The following is a 14,198-nucleotide window of genomic DNA, read 5'->3' as shown; positions in this document are numbered from 1 at the left end:
CTGGCCTTCCAACTTAGTGAATCACTTGAAGTAGACTTTGTACTTGAGACAGTGCTTCAACTAATGAGAAATCATTTATACTCTTTGAATGCTACAACCATCATCCATAGTGACCAAGGCTGCCACTACACGAGTGTTAAGTTCAGAGAACTAATCCAAAACTCTCTTCTCAGGCAATCTATGTCCAGAAGAGGAAACTGTTGGGATAATGCTCCACAAGAGAGCTTCTTCGGACATATGAAAGACGAACTTAGCCCTTATATAAAGGCCTGGGAGGCATTTGATGATGTCCAGGACAGAATAAATGACTGGATCAATTACTATAATAACGATAGGTATCAGGTGCAGCTACAAGGGATGGCACCAAATGAATACTATCATTATAAAGTAACCAATCAACTACCATCAGCATTGGCAATAAATACTGCCAAAAATATGAGTGTGTGTCCTTGACACGGGGTTCACTTTAATGTAAGTCTTACTGTCCTAAAAGAAAAACTTGATAAATACCGTAAGGATAAGCAGATGTGAGCAATATACCTTACTGTCCTAAATCAAAAACTTCAAAAATACCGTAATGATGAGCTGAAATGTGTATGAAGCACTACTGTCCTAGAGAAAAAACTTAAAAAGGACAGTAAGGATGAACAGATGGAAGAAATAACCTTACTGTCCTGGAAGAAAAAATGCCAAAAAACAGTAACTGCGAGCGCATAGGTAAGCATGAGAGGACCGGAGATATCCAAACATGCCTTCCCCGCTTAGTGACCTGAATGCGGGAAATGCCATGGCGTCAAGAATGGGCGCTTTTTGCCCACTTGCTATGTTCTTGACGCCATGAAATTTCCTGCTACAATGCACGTGGCGCGGGGGAGGCAAATGTGATATACTACCTATGTTTTTGGAGGTGATGTATGAAAGAAGCATTGGATATTTTTCTTAAATATGTTCTGCCGTTTCTGGTGGCATATTTCCTAAACATGTTCATAAATAAAGTCCTCAATAAGAAGACGCTAAGAGGCAAGCTCCATCTGATATTCTTAAAGGGTATCATTCTGGCGCTGATATGGGCTGTAGCTGCGTTGACAGCGCTGAGCGGAATTCCGGCATTCTCCAAGACCTGGGAGACGGCTGTTGCTTCATCCGGAATTGCGGCTGTTGTACTCGGTCTTGCTGCCCAGTCAACACTTGCAAATGTGTTTTCCGGAATAGCCCTTTCTGCATCCCACTCAAGACCCTTTGATATGGGAGACAGGATCAAGATAGATAACTACGATCCCGGATTTGTTGAGGATATCACCTTAAGACACACTGTAATCAAGACCTATCAGAATGAGATCATCTACATCCCAAATTCAATTGTGGGTTCATCAACTATCGTAAATTACACGCAGGAGCAGTCTTTCTCCTATCCGATACGAGTTTCGGTAGCATATGGCACTGATATGCAAAAGGCCATGGATGTTATCGCAGATACTATCAAGAATCATCCAAAGCACTATGGCAAAAGACCTGTGGTACTTTGCAAGAGCTGCGATGACAGCGGAGTAACACTTCAGGCTCTGGTTGAGACAGAGGACTTCAGAGACAACCCAAGAACATGCTCTGAGTGCCTTGTGGAGATAATGAAGAGATTCAAGGAAGAGGGGATCGAGATTCCTTACAACAAACTTGTTCTTTTACAGGGAGAGGAATAATTCTCTCTTTACAAAAAGCAGTTTATCTGTTTATACTATTTTGTTTGATTAAAACTGTGATTATCTGGGAGGTGACATTACCGCATGGTTGCAGTTGGTAACTAATAATGCATTAATGGAGGAAACCAACAATGAGCAAAACAACCAACAAGACACTTTACATCGTGCATGCGGCAATTATCGCAGCCCTTTACGTTGTACTTACTGCTCTCGCAGCAGGATTCGATCTGGCAAGCGGTGCTATTCAGGTCAGATTTTCGGAATGTCTTACAATCCTTCCGTATTTCACTCCCGCAGCTGTACCGGGTGTTGCAATCGGATGCCTTATTTCAAACATCTTCTTCGGTGGAGCGCTTCCTGATATTATCTTCGGAACACTTGCTACACTTATCGGAGCAGTAGGAACATATATGGTAAGAAAGAACAGATTCCTTTGCTCAGTTCCACCGGTAGTTTCAAATGCTGTCATCATTCCTTTCGTACTTAAGTATGCATACGGAATTCCCGGTGCTCTTTGGTACTTTGCGCTGACAGTTGGAGCAGGAGAGATCATTACCTGCGTATTCTTCGGACAGATCCTTATTTCAGCACTCAGCCCTTTCAAGGACAGAATTTTCGGAAACGGTGCAGAGTCTGTTAGGAAAAAGAAATAATAAAATTATAAGGGGTATGGTATGGGAAAGCTATATTTCAGGTATGGGGCTATGGGGAGCTCCAAGACCGCAAACGCTCTGATGGTCAGGTACAACTATATTGAGAAGGGACAGAACTGTATTCTTCTTAAGCCCGGCATCGAGAACAGGGACGGAGAGAAGAAGGTTAAGTCCAGAATGGGACTTGAGGCTGAATGTACCTTTGTTGAAGACTTCCTTGACGAGGTTGTAAACGAATGGTTCACAAGAAAGTCCGATGCCTGGAAGAAGCTGGACTGTGTTCTTGTGGATGAAGCGCAGTTCCTCACCGAAGAGCAGGTTGATCTGTTGGCAGAAGTTGTGGACAGATATGATCTTCCGGTTATCTGCTATGGTCTTAGAACAGATTTTACAAGCCACTTATTTACCGGCTCCAAGCGTCTTATGGAAATCGCCAATTACATCGAGGAAGTTCCGACTGTATGCTGGTGCGGACGAAGAGCACATTTCAACGCAAGAGTATGCAATGGAAAGATCGTAAGAGACGGCGAGCAGATCATGATGGGAGGCAATGAATCCTATGTATCTGTCTGCAGAAGACATTTCCTTAGCGGAGAAGTTGACGGAGTTCGTGAAAGAGATATACAGGAATGAAAACAAGGACTATGAGCAGGGAGCCCATAGTCCTATATTTTTGCCCTTAAAGCGCAGCCATATCAAGCTGCTGAACAAGACCAACTCCCCCGCTTTCTCTGAGGAAGATTCCGGAGGATCTCATCATGGCTGCTGTAAGGAGGTTGGAATTGTGATGAGTGAATTCCGTTTCCGCATTGCCAAGATAAATTGCTCCTACATCCGATTCTTTTAAACTAAGAAGACTGTCTGTTCCATCTTCGTTTCTGATCCAGATGCTGAGCTTTTCGTAGATCTCATCATTTTCATCGATCCATCCGTTGCCGTCTTTGTCGTAGGCTGCAAGGTCAGCAAAGCCATTTCCGCTCTTTGTTCCAAATAGCTCGGACCCGTTACCAATCTTGCCATCGCCGTTCTTGTCATAGGCCAAGAAACCTGAGCCTTTTCCGAGATTGGATATCTTTTCCTCCTGTCCGTCACAGTCAAGATCAAAGTAGAAGGACTGGTCACTGATGTGAGTCACATCACTTCCAACGTTGATGACAAGAGGATCAATAAGACTTACGGCGCTTGCTACGCTCATGCCGGCATATTCGGTAAGGCGCCTGGACATTGAAAAGCTAACTCCGAAATCAATTGACCTTCCGTCTTCAGTCAGAGCTGTGCCTGTTCCGCTAAAAGTGGTCTCCTCCTGCTCTATATGAGTCATGGAGACGGTTGTGACTTTGACGAAGGAATTCTCTGTCAGCATATTTGCAGTGTTTGACAGAGTGTGCTTAAAGCCTTTTGACTGATTATCGCCGCCAAACATCTGAAGAAGGCGAAGGATCCTGTCAAGAAGAGATGCCCGAAGTTCAGAGATCTGCTCTTCAAGGCTGCTCTCAAAGGTGCTCAGATACTCAGTCTTAGAAGGCTTAAAGGAAGTGTACGTCTCACTTCCAAGTGCAGTGGAGTCTGTACTTCCAACTGCATCGCCGCTCAGTTCAAGGCTGTCGAGTTTCTTTTCCTGATTCTGAAGACTTTCAAGAAAAGACCCTCTTGTCATGGTGCCACTTTGAACCGAGATGCTGTTCTCCTCAAAATACTTATTCGAGGAGACAAGGTGCACATTACTTTGCGCAATTTTCATGGTACCTCCTTTGGGATATGAAGGTGCCGTTTTGCCCTAAATGCTGCATCCTGAGCGCAAATTTTTTTGACCTGTACACACAGATTGCGTTGGTGCAGTCACTTTTTGGGCGCAAAAAAGGACCTTCATATCGATGAAGTTGTAACTCATCCATGAAGATCCATGCTTTCCATAGCTGTCATTACATATATCGGATTGGGGCTCTCAATACCTTATAGAGATTTCAGAAGACTAAATATTCTGACAATAATTAAAAAGACATTTTGAAAAGAGCGTATATCTGCCCGCTTGATTTTGCATGGAGCAGTCCGTATAATTGACAGTGATTCTCGTGAAGGCACGAGTCATGTGGACATGTTTACATGTCCATATGACGACGCCCACGGGGTAACATACCTCGCTTTATGCGAAGGTATGTTACATTCACTGATAACTTTGATTTGCAACAAAAAAGTGGAGCAGATATGAGTTGGGAAGAGTACGTTAGAAAGGTTGTGCCATACACACCCGGCGAGCAGCCTAAGATTAAGAACATAATAAAGCTTAATACAAATGAAAATCCATATCCGCCATCACCTCTGGTGTATAAGGCCTATGAGGAGACTGAGCTTTCGGATTTCAGGAAATATCCGGATCCTACCTGCTCTGTGCTGGTGGATTCCATCGCATCTTTTTATAATGTGAAAAAAGAGAATGTCTTTGTGGGAGTTGGCTCTGACGACGTACTGTCCATGGCGTTCCTCACATTCTTTAATTCCGATAAACCGATTCTTTTCCCGGATATAACCTATTCGTTTTATGACGTATGGGCAGATCTGTACAGGATTCCCTACAAGCAGATGCCTTTAAAAGATGATTTCACAATCGATCCTGCGGACTACTACGGTGAGAACGGCGGAGTGGTGATCGCCAATCCAAACGCGCCCACAGGAGTTAAGCTCCCGCTTGATGCCATAGAGGATATCATCAGCCATAACAGGGACGTGGTTGTCATAGTCGATGAAGCATACGTTGACTTTGGCGCAGAGAGTACACTTCCTCTTATAGATAAGTATGATAACCTTCTTGTTGTAAGAACTTATTCCAAATCAAGGTCACTGGCAGGGCTTCGTATAGGCTACGCCTTCGGATGCGAGAAGCTCATCAAATACCTTCTGGATGCCAAGTTCTCTTTTAACTCTTACACCATGAATATGCCCTCTCTATCACTTGGGGCAGCAGCCATGAATGACAGAGAGTACTTCGAAGAGACAACAGGCAAGGTCATTGCCACCAGAGAGCGCACCAAGGTTTTGTTAAAAGAGCTTGGCTTTGAATTCGGGGATTCGGCCACAAACTTCATTTTTGCCCGTCACCCGGGGAAACCAGGTAAGGACATATTTGATTATCTGCGCTCGCATGATATAATAGTGCGTCGCTTTGATAAGCCGAGCAGGATAAGTGAGTATCTTAGAATCTCCATTGGTACAGATGAGGAGATGGACAGACTCATAGAGGTTTTAAAAGAGTATCTCGGCAAATAATTATATGAGGAGTTATTATGTTAGCATTTTTTAAAGAGTCACTGATCGGTCAGTATATTACAGTATTCATCGTTTCAATGGTGCCACTTATCGAGCTCAGGGGAGCTATTCCCATTGCTCATGGTTTTAATTTAACTGATACAGGATTCAACCTGGTCCTTGGATACATTCTCATTGCGATAGGAAACATGATTCCTGTACCCCTTATCTATTTCTTCGCAAGGAAGGTCCTTGAGTGGGGAAAAGACAAGCCGGTTATCGGCAAGTTCTTCACCTTCTGCCTTGAAAAGGGAGAAAAGGGAGGACAGAAGCTTCAGGCAAAAGCAGGACAGGGATTGTTTGTAGCGCTTATGCTTTTTGTAGGAATCCCTCTTCCGGGAACCGGAGCATGGACAGGTACACTTGCAGCCAGCATCCTGGATATGGACTTTAAGAAGACAGTAACTGCGGTTATCTGCGGAATTGCACTGGCAGCTGTGATCGTAAGTGTTGTTTCAGCACTTGGATTTGGAGCATATGTAGGAATTACAGGCTGAGTACTGTAGTTAACAAGAGGGCAGGATGCCCTTACAGGAGAATATAAATGGAAGCATATACAGATTTTGCAGCAGTATATGACACCTTTATGGATGAGACCCCATACGCAGTATGGGGTACTTTTGTTGCAGGACTAATTGAGAAGTACGGCATTTCTAAGCCTGTAAGATCGGGGGAGAGTCAGGGAAAAGAGCTCTCGGAAGAATATGATACTGCTGAGGATTCCGAGCAGGCGCTGGACGAAGAGAAGAACCTGATAGTAGAACTAGGCTGCGGAACAGGCTCTTTTACCCAAGAGCTCTATAAACTTGGCTATGACATAATGGGAATCGATTTATCGCCCGATATGCTAAACCTTGCCAGGATGAAGAGTGCCGAGGCAGGCTACAATATTATGTACCTGGAGCAGGACATGAGGGAGCTTGATCTGTACTGCACGGCAGGAACCATAGTAAGTGTCTGCGACAGCATAAATTATGTACTTGAGGATCAGGAGGTCATAGATACCTTTAAGCTGGTGAATAACTTCTTGTATCCGGGCGGAGTATTTATCTTTGATTTCAACACGCTTCACAAGTACCGGGACGTGATCGGCGATACAACAATAGCCGAGAACAGAGAGGATTGCAGCTTCATCTGGGACAACTACTACCATGAAGAAGAACATGTAAATGAGTACGACCTGACGATCTTTGCAAGGTGCGATGAGAAGGATGAGGTCTTCAGACGATCGGTAGAGACACATTTCCAGAGAGGCTACACCCTGGAAGAAATGCGGCAGTTCGTGGAAAAAGCGGGGCTTACGTTCATTGAGGCGATAGATGCAGATACCCACGAAAAGCCTGATGACAACAGTGAAAGAATCTATATAATAGCAAGAGAAAACGGAAAACGGATTTAAGGCAATTGCCTTGAATCCGTTATTTTTATGCCTCTTACACGGAACTGGAAGCGCTTACAAAAGTATCTATTAACGAAATCTAAAGAAAAACAATGCGCCAACTGCGCGTTCTTAAACGATTTCGAAAAAATATTAACGAACTATAAACGAACCCTAAAGCCTTGGTTAAATGACAAAATTCTGGCCAATTATGATGGCTTTTATGATTTTGGCGGTGCTATCCTAACACACAAGTTGGGAAAAACAAAAACAAAACAAGATTATTTACGAGGTGGAAAAAATGAAAAACAACAATGTAAAGTCACAGTTAATCAGGGTTGCAGCATTCGGCTTAAGTGCCAGCATGGCATCAACATCAATCACAGCTTTTGCTGCAGATGAAAATGAAATCGCTTACAACAATAATGACACTGAAGTGTTAGCAGATCAGAGTGAGATCACTACAGATGAGAGCAAAGCAGAAGAGACTGCAGAGCAGTACCAGGAGAAGACAGATGAGGTTGCTTCCAAGGTCGGCGATGTAAACGATGCAGTTGATGAGCTTATCGATAACGGGTATGAAAAAGAGAACAGCAAGGTTGACGGATTCAGAAATGAGATAAATGAAGCTACTGATTCTATCACAGCAAGTGATAACAAGATTGCTCAGGATATCGAGACAATCGAAAATGTAAACGAAGAACTTAAGGAAGACCTGATTGAGGCCGGCGGAATCGTAGCAGAGGATCAGGAGATTGCTAAGCAGGCAGGCGATGATCTTGCAGCAAAGAGCGCTGATATCGATGCAGCTACAGAAGCAATTAAGAATGCATCAACAGTTGCAGGCGCAAATGCAGCATACAATAAAGTAGAAGGTCTTGCTAAGGAAGCTGAGACTTCTTATGAGGAAGCAGTTAAGAAGTCAGAAGAGCTCACAAAGCAGTTCGAGGATGCTAAGCAGGCTGTAGAGGATGCTCGTGCAAGATATGAAGAGGCAGATGCTAAGGCTTCTGAGGATCTTGAGGCAGCAAGAGAGGCACTTGAAGATGCGCAGAGAAATCTTGAGCTTTTAGAGAACCAGTCAAATGCTGCAATAGAGAATGCAAAAGAGGAGCTTGAGGCTGCAACAGAAGCTGCGCAGAAGAGAGCAGATGCAGCAGATGAGACCTATAAGAAGGCAGTAGAGGATCTTGAGCAGAAGAGAGAAGCAGTAGAGGATGCTCAGGATGAGCTTGAAGACAAAAAAGCTAATAAGGAAAAGGCTCTTGATAAGGTTGAAAAGATCAAGGAGAAGATCCGCAAGGCAGAGAAGAATAAAGTAAGCGATAAGAGAATGCAGGAGCTTAAGGAGCAGCTTGCTGAGGCAGAGGAGCTTCAAAAGGAGCTTGCCCAGCAGTATGACGAGGCAGAGGCAGAACTCGCTACTGCCACAAAGGCAAACAATGAGGCAAAGCAGGCAGCAAAAGAGGCATCTGATGCAGCAAAAGAAGCTTATGATAAGTATCAGGAGCTATCAGAACAAATAGCTGACGAGCAGTTCGAAGATACTAAGAAAATGGAAGCTGACCTTGAGCAGGCCAAAAAAGAAAATGAGCAGTCAAAGGCTGATCTTAAGAACGCCCAGGATAATGTTGATATGATTTCGCATAAAGCTGATGCTTTATGGCAAAGAATGTGGCATATGAGAAGGGAATCCGGCCTTAAAAGGTATGCTGATAAGAAGAAGTATCAGGTGCTTATGAAGGAACATCAGGATCTCCTGAATGCTAAGGATTATTGGGAAGGCATTGTTCTTACAGAGGAGCAGAATGTTGCAGATACAGACGCAGAGGTAAAAAGACTTACCGATGACCTTGCTGAAATCTCAGGAGCTGTAAGTAAGGCAAACGAGATTATTGCTGATTATGAGTCAAAGAGTGATGCTCTTACAAAAGCAAATGATAAAGTAAAAGAGGCTAAAAAGGTATACGATGATGCTAAGACCAAAGCATCAGATGCAGAAAAAGCAGTAAAGAAAAATCAGAAAAAGATTGATGATCTTAAAAAGAAGATAGAGAAAGAAAAAAGCGAATCTGAGAAGCTTGAAAAAGAACTTAAGGCTGCAGAGAAGGAACTTGCTAAAGCTCAGAAGGAAGTAGATAAAGCCAAGAAAGCAGAAAAGAAAGCAGCCAAGGCAAAGGATGACGCTGCTGATTATGCAAGAGAGACTAAGAAGGCAGCACTTGAGGCAGCAAAGACAGCTAATGAAGAGATAAAGAAAGCCCAGGAGGCTTATGCAAAAGAGGAAGCAGCTTACCAGGATCTTATCGATGCAGCAACAGATGCTAAGGCAAAGGTGGCAGAGGCTCAGGCTGTAGTTGATGAGCTTGAGAAGTCAATCGCTGATCTTGAGAGAAAGATCACTATCGGCGGTGAAGATACAAGCATGGATCTGTTCGTTATGAAGACACTTGAGGATAATCTCAATATTGCAAACGAGGATCTTCAGAACAAGAAGCAGATTCTTGATGATATCAACAAGAAAGTAGCAGATGCTAAGACTGCAAGAGACAAGAAGGTTGCTGACCTTACACCTAAGGGAGACGGAAGTTCAGACCAGGGCGGAAACAATGACGGAGATAATGGATCTTCAACAATTACCCCTGTTGTAGTTAGAACTACTACAGCAGCTCCTGCAGCAAATGATGCACAGGCAGCAGTACTCGGCGCAAAGAAGAGCACAAAGACATCAAAGACAGCCAAGGCTGCATCTGTAACATCTACAGAGACAGAGCAGGTTAAGGCGGAGAATACTAATACAAATGACCAGTCAGTAGTTGGAGATATGGCTTCATCTGAGGAGAAGAAGTCTGATACAGTTACAGTTATCGCTGAGGAAGAGACAGCTAAGGCTGATACTATCCCTGAGCAGAAGAAGGCATCATTCCCATGGTTTGTACTTGTGATCCTCGCAGCACTTGGTATCACAACAGAGGAGATTATCAGAAGAAAGAGCGTTAAGGCAAACAATAACGCAAGCGATAATGCCAACCAGTAAATAATCTTATATACACGGAAAAAGACAGGCTTAAAAACCTGTCTTTTTCTGCGTTTATCAAAAATAAATTATTATCAGATCTCTATTGTTCCTTCAAATACAGTAGTTCCCGGGCCTTCCATGATCACGGAGGTGTTTGCGTCTCCGTTCCAGGTGCAGGTAACTGTTCCGCCAAGAACATGTACATTTACCGTGCTGTCTGTAAGACCGTTTAAGATGCAGGCAACGGTTGTTGCACAGCATCCTGTTCCGCAGGCAAGGGTTTCGCCTGTTCCTCTCTCCCAGACTCTCATGTGAACATTGCCCCTGTTATCTATCTTCACAAATTCGGTGTTTGTACGATTTGGGAAGAATGAGTGATTCTCAAATTCAGGTCCGAATTTCTCAATCTCAAAACCTGCAAGATCAAAGTCGTCAGGAAGTATTACAACCGCATGGGGATTGCCCATGGATACACAGGTTATTTCCCAGTCTCTTCCGGCAGCAGTGATAGGTGCTTTAAAACAAATATCCGAAGGGATGTTTGAAAGCCCGTTAGTACCAAGCTTATCACCTCCTGCAGATACAGTTACTGGAACCTGCGGAGCACTAAGAATCGGAGCTCCCATATCTACTTTTACTCTTGTGACGAGATTGTTGTCATCAACTTTCAGGTCGATAAATTTCTTTTTCCCTGCACTTATTATGGTGAGGCTCTTCTTGTCCGTAAGGCGATGGTCGTAAACGAACTTCGCTACGCATCTTATGCCGTTTCCGCACATCTCGGATCTTGAACCGTCTGCGTTGTACATCTCCATCTCAAAATCCACATCCGGGTCATCCACGGGATTTATAAAAATAAGTCCGTCAGAGCCGATTCCGAAGTGACGGTCTGAAACCTTTATGGCCAGTTCCGATTTCTGATCCTGAGGAACAAGCTCTTTTGCCCCGTCAATATAAACGTAGTCGTTGCCACAACCGTGCATCTTGGTAAAATTGATCTTCATAAACTCCTCCGCATTTATTTATTAAGTATAGGCCTTGCGATGTGAACGTTAAAGAACTCAATGAGTGGGCCCATGAAAAAGGCAGTGATGATGGTTCCGATTCCTGCGATTGTCGGAATCTGTCCGATGCTGCCACCGGCCATAAGGAACAGCACGCAGCCAAGGATTACGCATACGATATCGGTGATGATCCTGACATACTGGAATTTTCCCTTTTTCCAGGTGTTGACTATTATAAGGGCGACAGCGTCATAGGTGGATACACCGAGGTCAGCAGTCATGTAAAAGGCAGAGCCGAAGCAGATGATGACAACTCCGATGACAAGGTCTGCCATGAAGGACTGGAATGGATCAACGCCAAGGGCTGCAATCTTGAATATTCCGACGCTGATGGCGCAGATGATAACACCAAACAGAGTCATGGCTGTTCTCTTTGGGAGCTTGTCTATGCTTTTTATGCTCTGCCAGATTTTGTTCATATGCGTAAGTCTCTCCAATCTATGCATAATTATTAAATATATAATAAATGCTGAGTGTTCTGCTGTCTATGCGATAGTTGCCATATTTTGCCTAATATATTAAAATAGATTGAATGTATGTAGAGTTACTGCATACATTAATTTTTTTGTTGAGAATTATTTAGAAACAGGAGAAACAACTATGGCATTATTAAAACAGTGGCGCGATATGGCTTATTCTGAGACTGCCAACAAGGGCGATCTTCAGAGACTTTGGACAGATTATTTTCAGAAGGAAAAAGACATCTATGCTCAGCTTTTAAAGAATCCCGACGAGGTAGTTAAGGGAACAGTAAAAGAGCTTGCTGAGAAGTTTGGCATTGATGTTATGACTATGACAGGCTTCCTTGACGGAATCAACGACAGCCTTAAGGAGCAGAATCCTATCGAGGAGATGGAAGAGGATACAGAGGTTAACCTCGGCTTTGAGAAGGAGCTCCTTTACAAGAACATGGTAAATGCCGGAGCAGACTGGCTTTACAACCTTCCTGAGTGGGAGGAGATCTTTGATGAGGATAAGAGAAAAGAGCTCTACAAGGAAGAGAAGGCTTCTCATACCATCAGAAAAGAGAACAAAGTATATCCTAATGATCCATGCCCTTGCGGAAGCGGCAAGAAGTACAAGAAGTGCCACGGCAGAGCTTGATCATTTGATATAAAAAATAAACATGTGGCTGTACCCGGTAGGTATAGCAGGAAAGGGAAAACAATGACAAAAGAAGAGTTTAAAGAAGTTTACCGCCACTCGTTGGCACACATCCTCGCCAAGGCTGTTATCGAGCTCTACGGCAAGGAAGTTCAGTATGCGATCGGACCACAGATCGATGACGGATGCTACTATGATTTCGTGCTTCCAAAGGCTGTGACCCAGGATGATTTCAAGACCATCGAGGACAAGATGAGAGAGATCATCAAGAGAAGAGAGGACTGGACACGCAAGGAAGTTACAAGAGCCGAGGCTCTTGAGATTTTCAAGGATCAGAAGTTCAAGACAGAGCTGATAAATGATCTTCCGGAGGATGAAACTCTTACAGTTTACTATACAGGTGAGGATTTCGTAGACCTCTGCAGAGGACCTCACGTAGACAATTCACAGGAACTTATGAATGTTTCCTACCAGCTTAAGAGCATTTCAGGCGCTTACTGGAGAGGAGACGAGAAGAGAGACCAGCTCTCAAGAATTTATGTATATGCTTTCCAGACCAAGGATGAGCTCAAGCAGCACATCAAGATGATCCAGGAAGCAATGGAGAGGGATCACAAGAAGATCGGTGCTCAGCTTGATCTTTTCATGTTCGATGAGACAGCTCCCGGAATGCCTTACTGGCTTCCAAGAGGATGGAAGATGTACCAGGCGCTCCTTAAGTACTCAAGAGAGGTACAGGAGAGACATGGTTACACTGAGATCGCTGCTCCTCTTATCAACAACAAGAAGCTCTGGCTCATCAGCGGACACTGGGCTCACTATGTAAACAACATGTTCATGGTTCCCGGTCTTGAGGGAATGGTTAAGGCTGATGCAGATATCCCTGAGGTTTATGAGAACTACAGAGATGCAGATGAGACACCTAAGCCTGTTAAGATCGTTGCAGGATCAATGATCTACAACCGTGAGCTTGAGGACACAATGGCTGCTAAGCCCATGAACTGTCCTAACGCTATGATGACCTACAGAAGAACCAATCACTCCTACAAGGAGCTCCCTATCAGATACAGTGAGTACGATGTACTTCACCGTAAGGAGAAGAGCGGACAGATGAACGGTCTTTTCCGTGTTCAGGAGTTCAGACAGGATGATGACCATACATTCGTAATGGAGTCACAGATCAAGGAAGAGATCGCAGACGTTATTGCAATCGCTGACGAGATCTACTCAACATTCGGTGTAACCTACAGAGCAGAGTTCTCAACAAGACCTGAGGACTTCATGGGGGACATCGAGGTTTGGAACAGAGCAGAAGCTGCCCTTAAGGAAATCCTTGACGAGAAGTACGGCGAGGGCGGATACGAGATCAACGAGGGAGACGGTGCTTTCTACGGACCTAAGATCGACCTCCAGATCAAGGATGCTCTTGGAAGAGAGTGGCAGTGCGGAACTGTACAGCTTGACTTCCAGCTTCCTCACAACTTCGGACTTACATACCAGGCACAGGATGGTTCAATGCAGATGCCTGTTGTTATCCACAGAGCTATCTACGGATCACTTGAGAGATTCATCGGTATCATCATCGAGAACTTCAAGGGTGTATTCCCATTCTGGCTCAGCCCATATCAGGTAGGTATCGTTCCTATCAGAGTTGAGCACAACAAGTATGCCAAGAAAGTTGAGAAGGCTCTCATGGATGCAGGAATCCGCGTAGAGGCTGACTACTCCGACAACAACATGAAGGAGAAGATCAAGAAGTACAAGAACTACAAGGATCCATACATCATCGTTGTAGGTGACAAGGAAGCTGCTGAGAACACTGTATCAATCAACGTTCGCGGCTCCAACAAGCAGATCCAGAACGTTCCTCTTGATGAGCTTGTTAAGATGTGCATCAAGATGAACAATGAGCATTCACTGGAACTTATTGATTCCTACGAGGCATAATATCTAAGTATTATTCAGGCACAGCACTTTTGT

The 14,198-nt window shown here is 44.1% G+C and carries 13 protein-coding genes; 10 read left to right on the top strand and 3 right to left on the bottom strand.

The genetic code is table 11. The features are described 5' to 3' along the window. The 4 genes from G632_RS20205 to G632_RS0114275 all read left to right on the top strand — a co-directional run. A partial coding sequence (locus G632_RS20205; protein WP_035782789.1) for an IS3 family transposase occupies nucleotides 1-453 on the top strand: 453 nt, incomplete at its 5' end. Nucleotides 454-914: 461 nt separating this feature from the next. Beyond that, a complete protein-coding gene (locus G632_RS0114285) occupies nucleotides 915-1,697 on the top strand; it encodes a mechanosensitive ion channel family protein (protein WP_022770048.1) in 783 nt (260 codons plus the stop codon). A gap of 131 nt (nucleotides 1,698-1,828) precedes the next feature. Further along, nucleotides 1,829-2,350: a QueT transporter family protein gene (locus G632_RS0114280; protein WP_022770047.1), complete on the top strand. Its 522-nt coding sequence runs from the start codon at nucleotides 1,829-1,831 to the stop codon at nucleotides 2,348-2,350. 21 nt (nucleotides 2,351-2,371) lie between these two features. Further along, a complete protein-coding gene (locus G632_RS0114275) occupies nucleotides 2,372-2,983 on the top strand; it encodes a thymidine kinase (RefSeq protein WP_022770046.1) in 612 nt (203 codons plus the stop codon). A gap of 46 nt (nucleotides 2,984-3,029) precedes the next feature. Here G632_RS0114275 and G632_RS21400 read toward each other — a convergent pair whose 3' ends face one another. Beyond that, nucleotides 3,030-4,091 (bottom strand): hypothetical protein, encoded by a 1,062-nt coding sequence (locus G632_RS21400; RefSeq protein ID WP_022770044.1) that lies wholly within the window; start codon nucleotides 4,089-4,091, stop codon nucleotides 3,030-3,032. 464 nt (nucleotides 4,092-4,555) lie between these two features. Here G632_RS21400 and hisC point away from each other — a divergent pair, with 464 nt between their 5' ends. The 4 genes from hisC to G632_RS0114250 all read left to right on the top strand — a co-directional run bounded on the left by hisC (nucleotide 4,556) and on the right by G632_RS0114250 (nucleotide 10,068). Then, the gene (gene hisC / locus G632_RS0114265; protein ID WP_022770043.1) at nucleotides 4,556-5,614 is read left to right on the top strand and encodes a histidinol-phosphate transaminase; all 1,059 of its coding nucleotides are present in this window, start codon (nucleotides 4,556-4,558) and stop codon (nucleotides 5,612-5,614) included. A 17-nt stretch (nucleotides 5,615-5,631) separates the two neighbouring features. Continuing rightward, nucleotides 5,632-6,150: a small multi-drug export protein gene (locus tag G632_RS0114260; RefSeq protein ID WP_022770042.1), complete on the top strand. Its 519-nt coding sequence runs from the start codon at nucleotides 5,632-5,634 to the stop codon at nucleotides 6,148-6,150. Nucleotides 6,151-6,197: 47 nt separating this feature from the next. Then, on the top strand, nucleotides 6,198-7,052 hold the full coding sequence (locus tag G632_RS0114255; protein ID WP_022770040.1) for a class I SAM-dependent DNA methyltransferase: 855 nt from the start codon (nucleotides 6,198-6,200) through the stop codon (nucleotides 7,050-7,052). Between the two features lie 280 nt (nucleotides 7,053-7,332). Further along, the gene (locus tag G632_RS0114250; protein ID WP_022770039.1) at nucleotides 7,333-10,068 is read left to right on the top strand and encodes a hypothetical protein; all 2,736 of its coding nucleotides are present in this window, start codon (nucleotides 7,333-7,335) and stop codon (nucleotides 10,066-10,068) included. A gap of 74 nt (nucleotides 10,069-10,142) precedes the next feature. Here G632_RS0114250 and dapF read toward each other — a convergent pair whose 3' ends face one another. Both dapF and G632_RS0114240 read right to left on the bottom strand, forming a co-directional pair. Then, nucleotides 10,143-11,048, bottom strand: a complete 906-nt coding sequence (dapF, locus tag G632_RS0114245; RefSeq protein WP_026512606.1) for a diaminopimelate epimerase — start codon at nucleotides 11,046-11,048, stop codon at nucleotides 10,143-10,145. Nucleotides 11,049-11,068: 20 nt separating this feature from the next. After that, on the bottom strand, nucleotides 11,069-11,533 hold the full coding sequence (locus G632_RS0114240; RefSeq protein ID WP_022770037.1) for a hypothetical protein: 465 nt from the start codon (nucleotides 11,531-11,533) through the stop codon (nucleotides 11,069-11,071). Between the two features lie 181 nt (nucleotides 11,534-11,714). Here G632_RS0114240 and G632_RS0114235 point away from each other — a divergent pair, with 181 nt between their 5' ends. Together G632_RS0114235 and G632_RS0114230 are read left to right on the top strand one after the other, a co-directional pair. Beyond that, nucleotides 11,715-12,218, top strand: coding sequence for an SEC-C metal-binding domain-containing protein (locus G632_RS0114235; RefSeq protein WP_022770035.1), 504 nt, complete (start codon nucleotides 11,715-11,717; stop codon nucleotides 12,216-12,218). Nucleotides 12,219-12,281: 63 nt separating this feature from the next. Beyond that, on the top strand, nucleotides 12,282-14,165 hold the full coding sequence (locus G632_RS0114230; protein WP_026512604.1) for a threonine--tRNA ligase: 1,884 nt from the start codon (nucleotides 12,282-12,284) through the stop codon (nucleotides 14,163-14,165). The last annotated feature ends 33 nt before the right edge of the window (nucleotides 14,166-14,198 follow it).

Origin of the sequence: Butyrivibrio sp. NC2007, from assembly GCF_000421405.1 — a bacterium.
Lineage (GTDB): Bacteria > Bacillota > Clostridia > Lachnospirales > Lachnospiraceae > Butyrivibrio.
This window is presented reverse-complemented; position numbering and strand designations above follow the sequence as displayed.

What these genes read in the sequence shown, in the direction of transcription:
- G632_RS0114285 (WP_022770048.1), top strand. Translation starts at nt 915, where the DNA reads ATGAAAGAAGCATTGGATATTTTTCTTAAATATGTTCTGCCGTTTCTG.
- G632_RS0114280 (WP_022770047.1), top strand. Translation starts at nt 1,829, where the DNA reads ATGAGCAAAACAACCAACAAGACACTTTACATCGTGCATGCGGCAATT.
- G632_RS0114275 (WP_022770046.1), top strand. Translation starts at nt 2,372, where the DNA reads ATGGGAAAGCTATATTTCAGGTATGGGGCTATGGGGAGCTCCAAGACC.
- G632_RS21400 (WP_022770044.1), bottom strand. Translation starts at nt 4,091, where the DNA reads ATGAAAATTGCGCAAAGTAATGTGCACCTTGTCTCCTCGAATAAGTAT.
- hisC (WP_022770043.1), top strand. Translation starts at nt 4,556, where the DNA reads ATGAGTTGGGAAGAGTACGTTAGAAAGGTTGTGCCATACACACCCGGC.
- G632_RS0114260 (WP_022770042.1), top strand. Translation starts at nt 5,632, where the DNA reads ATGTTAGCATTTTTTAAAGAGTCACTGATCGGTCAGTATATTACAGTA.
- G632_RS0114255 (WP_022770040.1), top strand. Translation starts at nt 6,198, where the DNA reads ATGGAAGCATATACAGATTTTGCAGCAGTATATGACACCTTTATGGAT.
- G632_RS0114250 (WP_022770039.1), top strand. Translation starts at nt 7,333, where the DNA reads ATGAAAAACAACAATGTAAAGTCACAGTTAATCAGGGTTGCAGCATTC.
- G632_RS0114240 (WP_022770037.1), bottom strand. Translation starts at nt 11,533, where the DNA reads ATGAACAAAATCTGGCAGAGCATAAAAAGCATAGACAAGCTCCCAAAG.
- G632_RS0114235 (WP_022770035.1), top strand. Translation starts at nt 11,715, where the DNA reads ATGGCATTATTAAAACAGTGGCGCGATATGGCTTATTCTGAGACTGCC.
- G632_RS0114230 (WP_026512604.1), top strand. Translation starts at nt 12,282, where the DNA reads ATGACAAAAGAAGAGTTTAAAGAAGTTTACCGCCACTCGTTGGCACAC.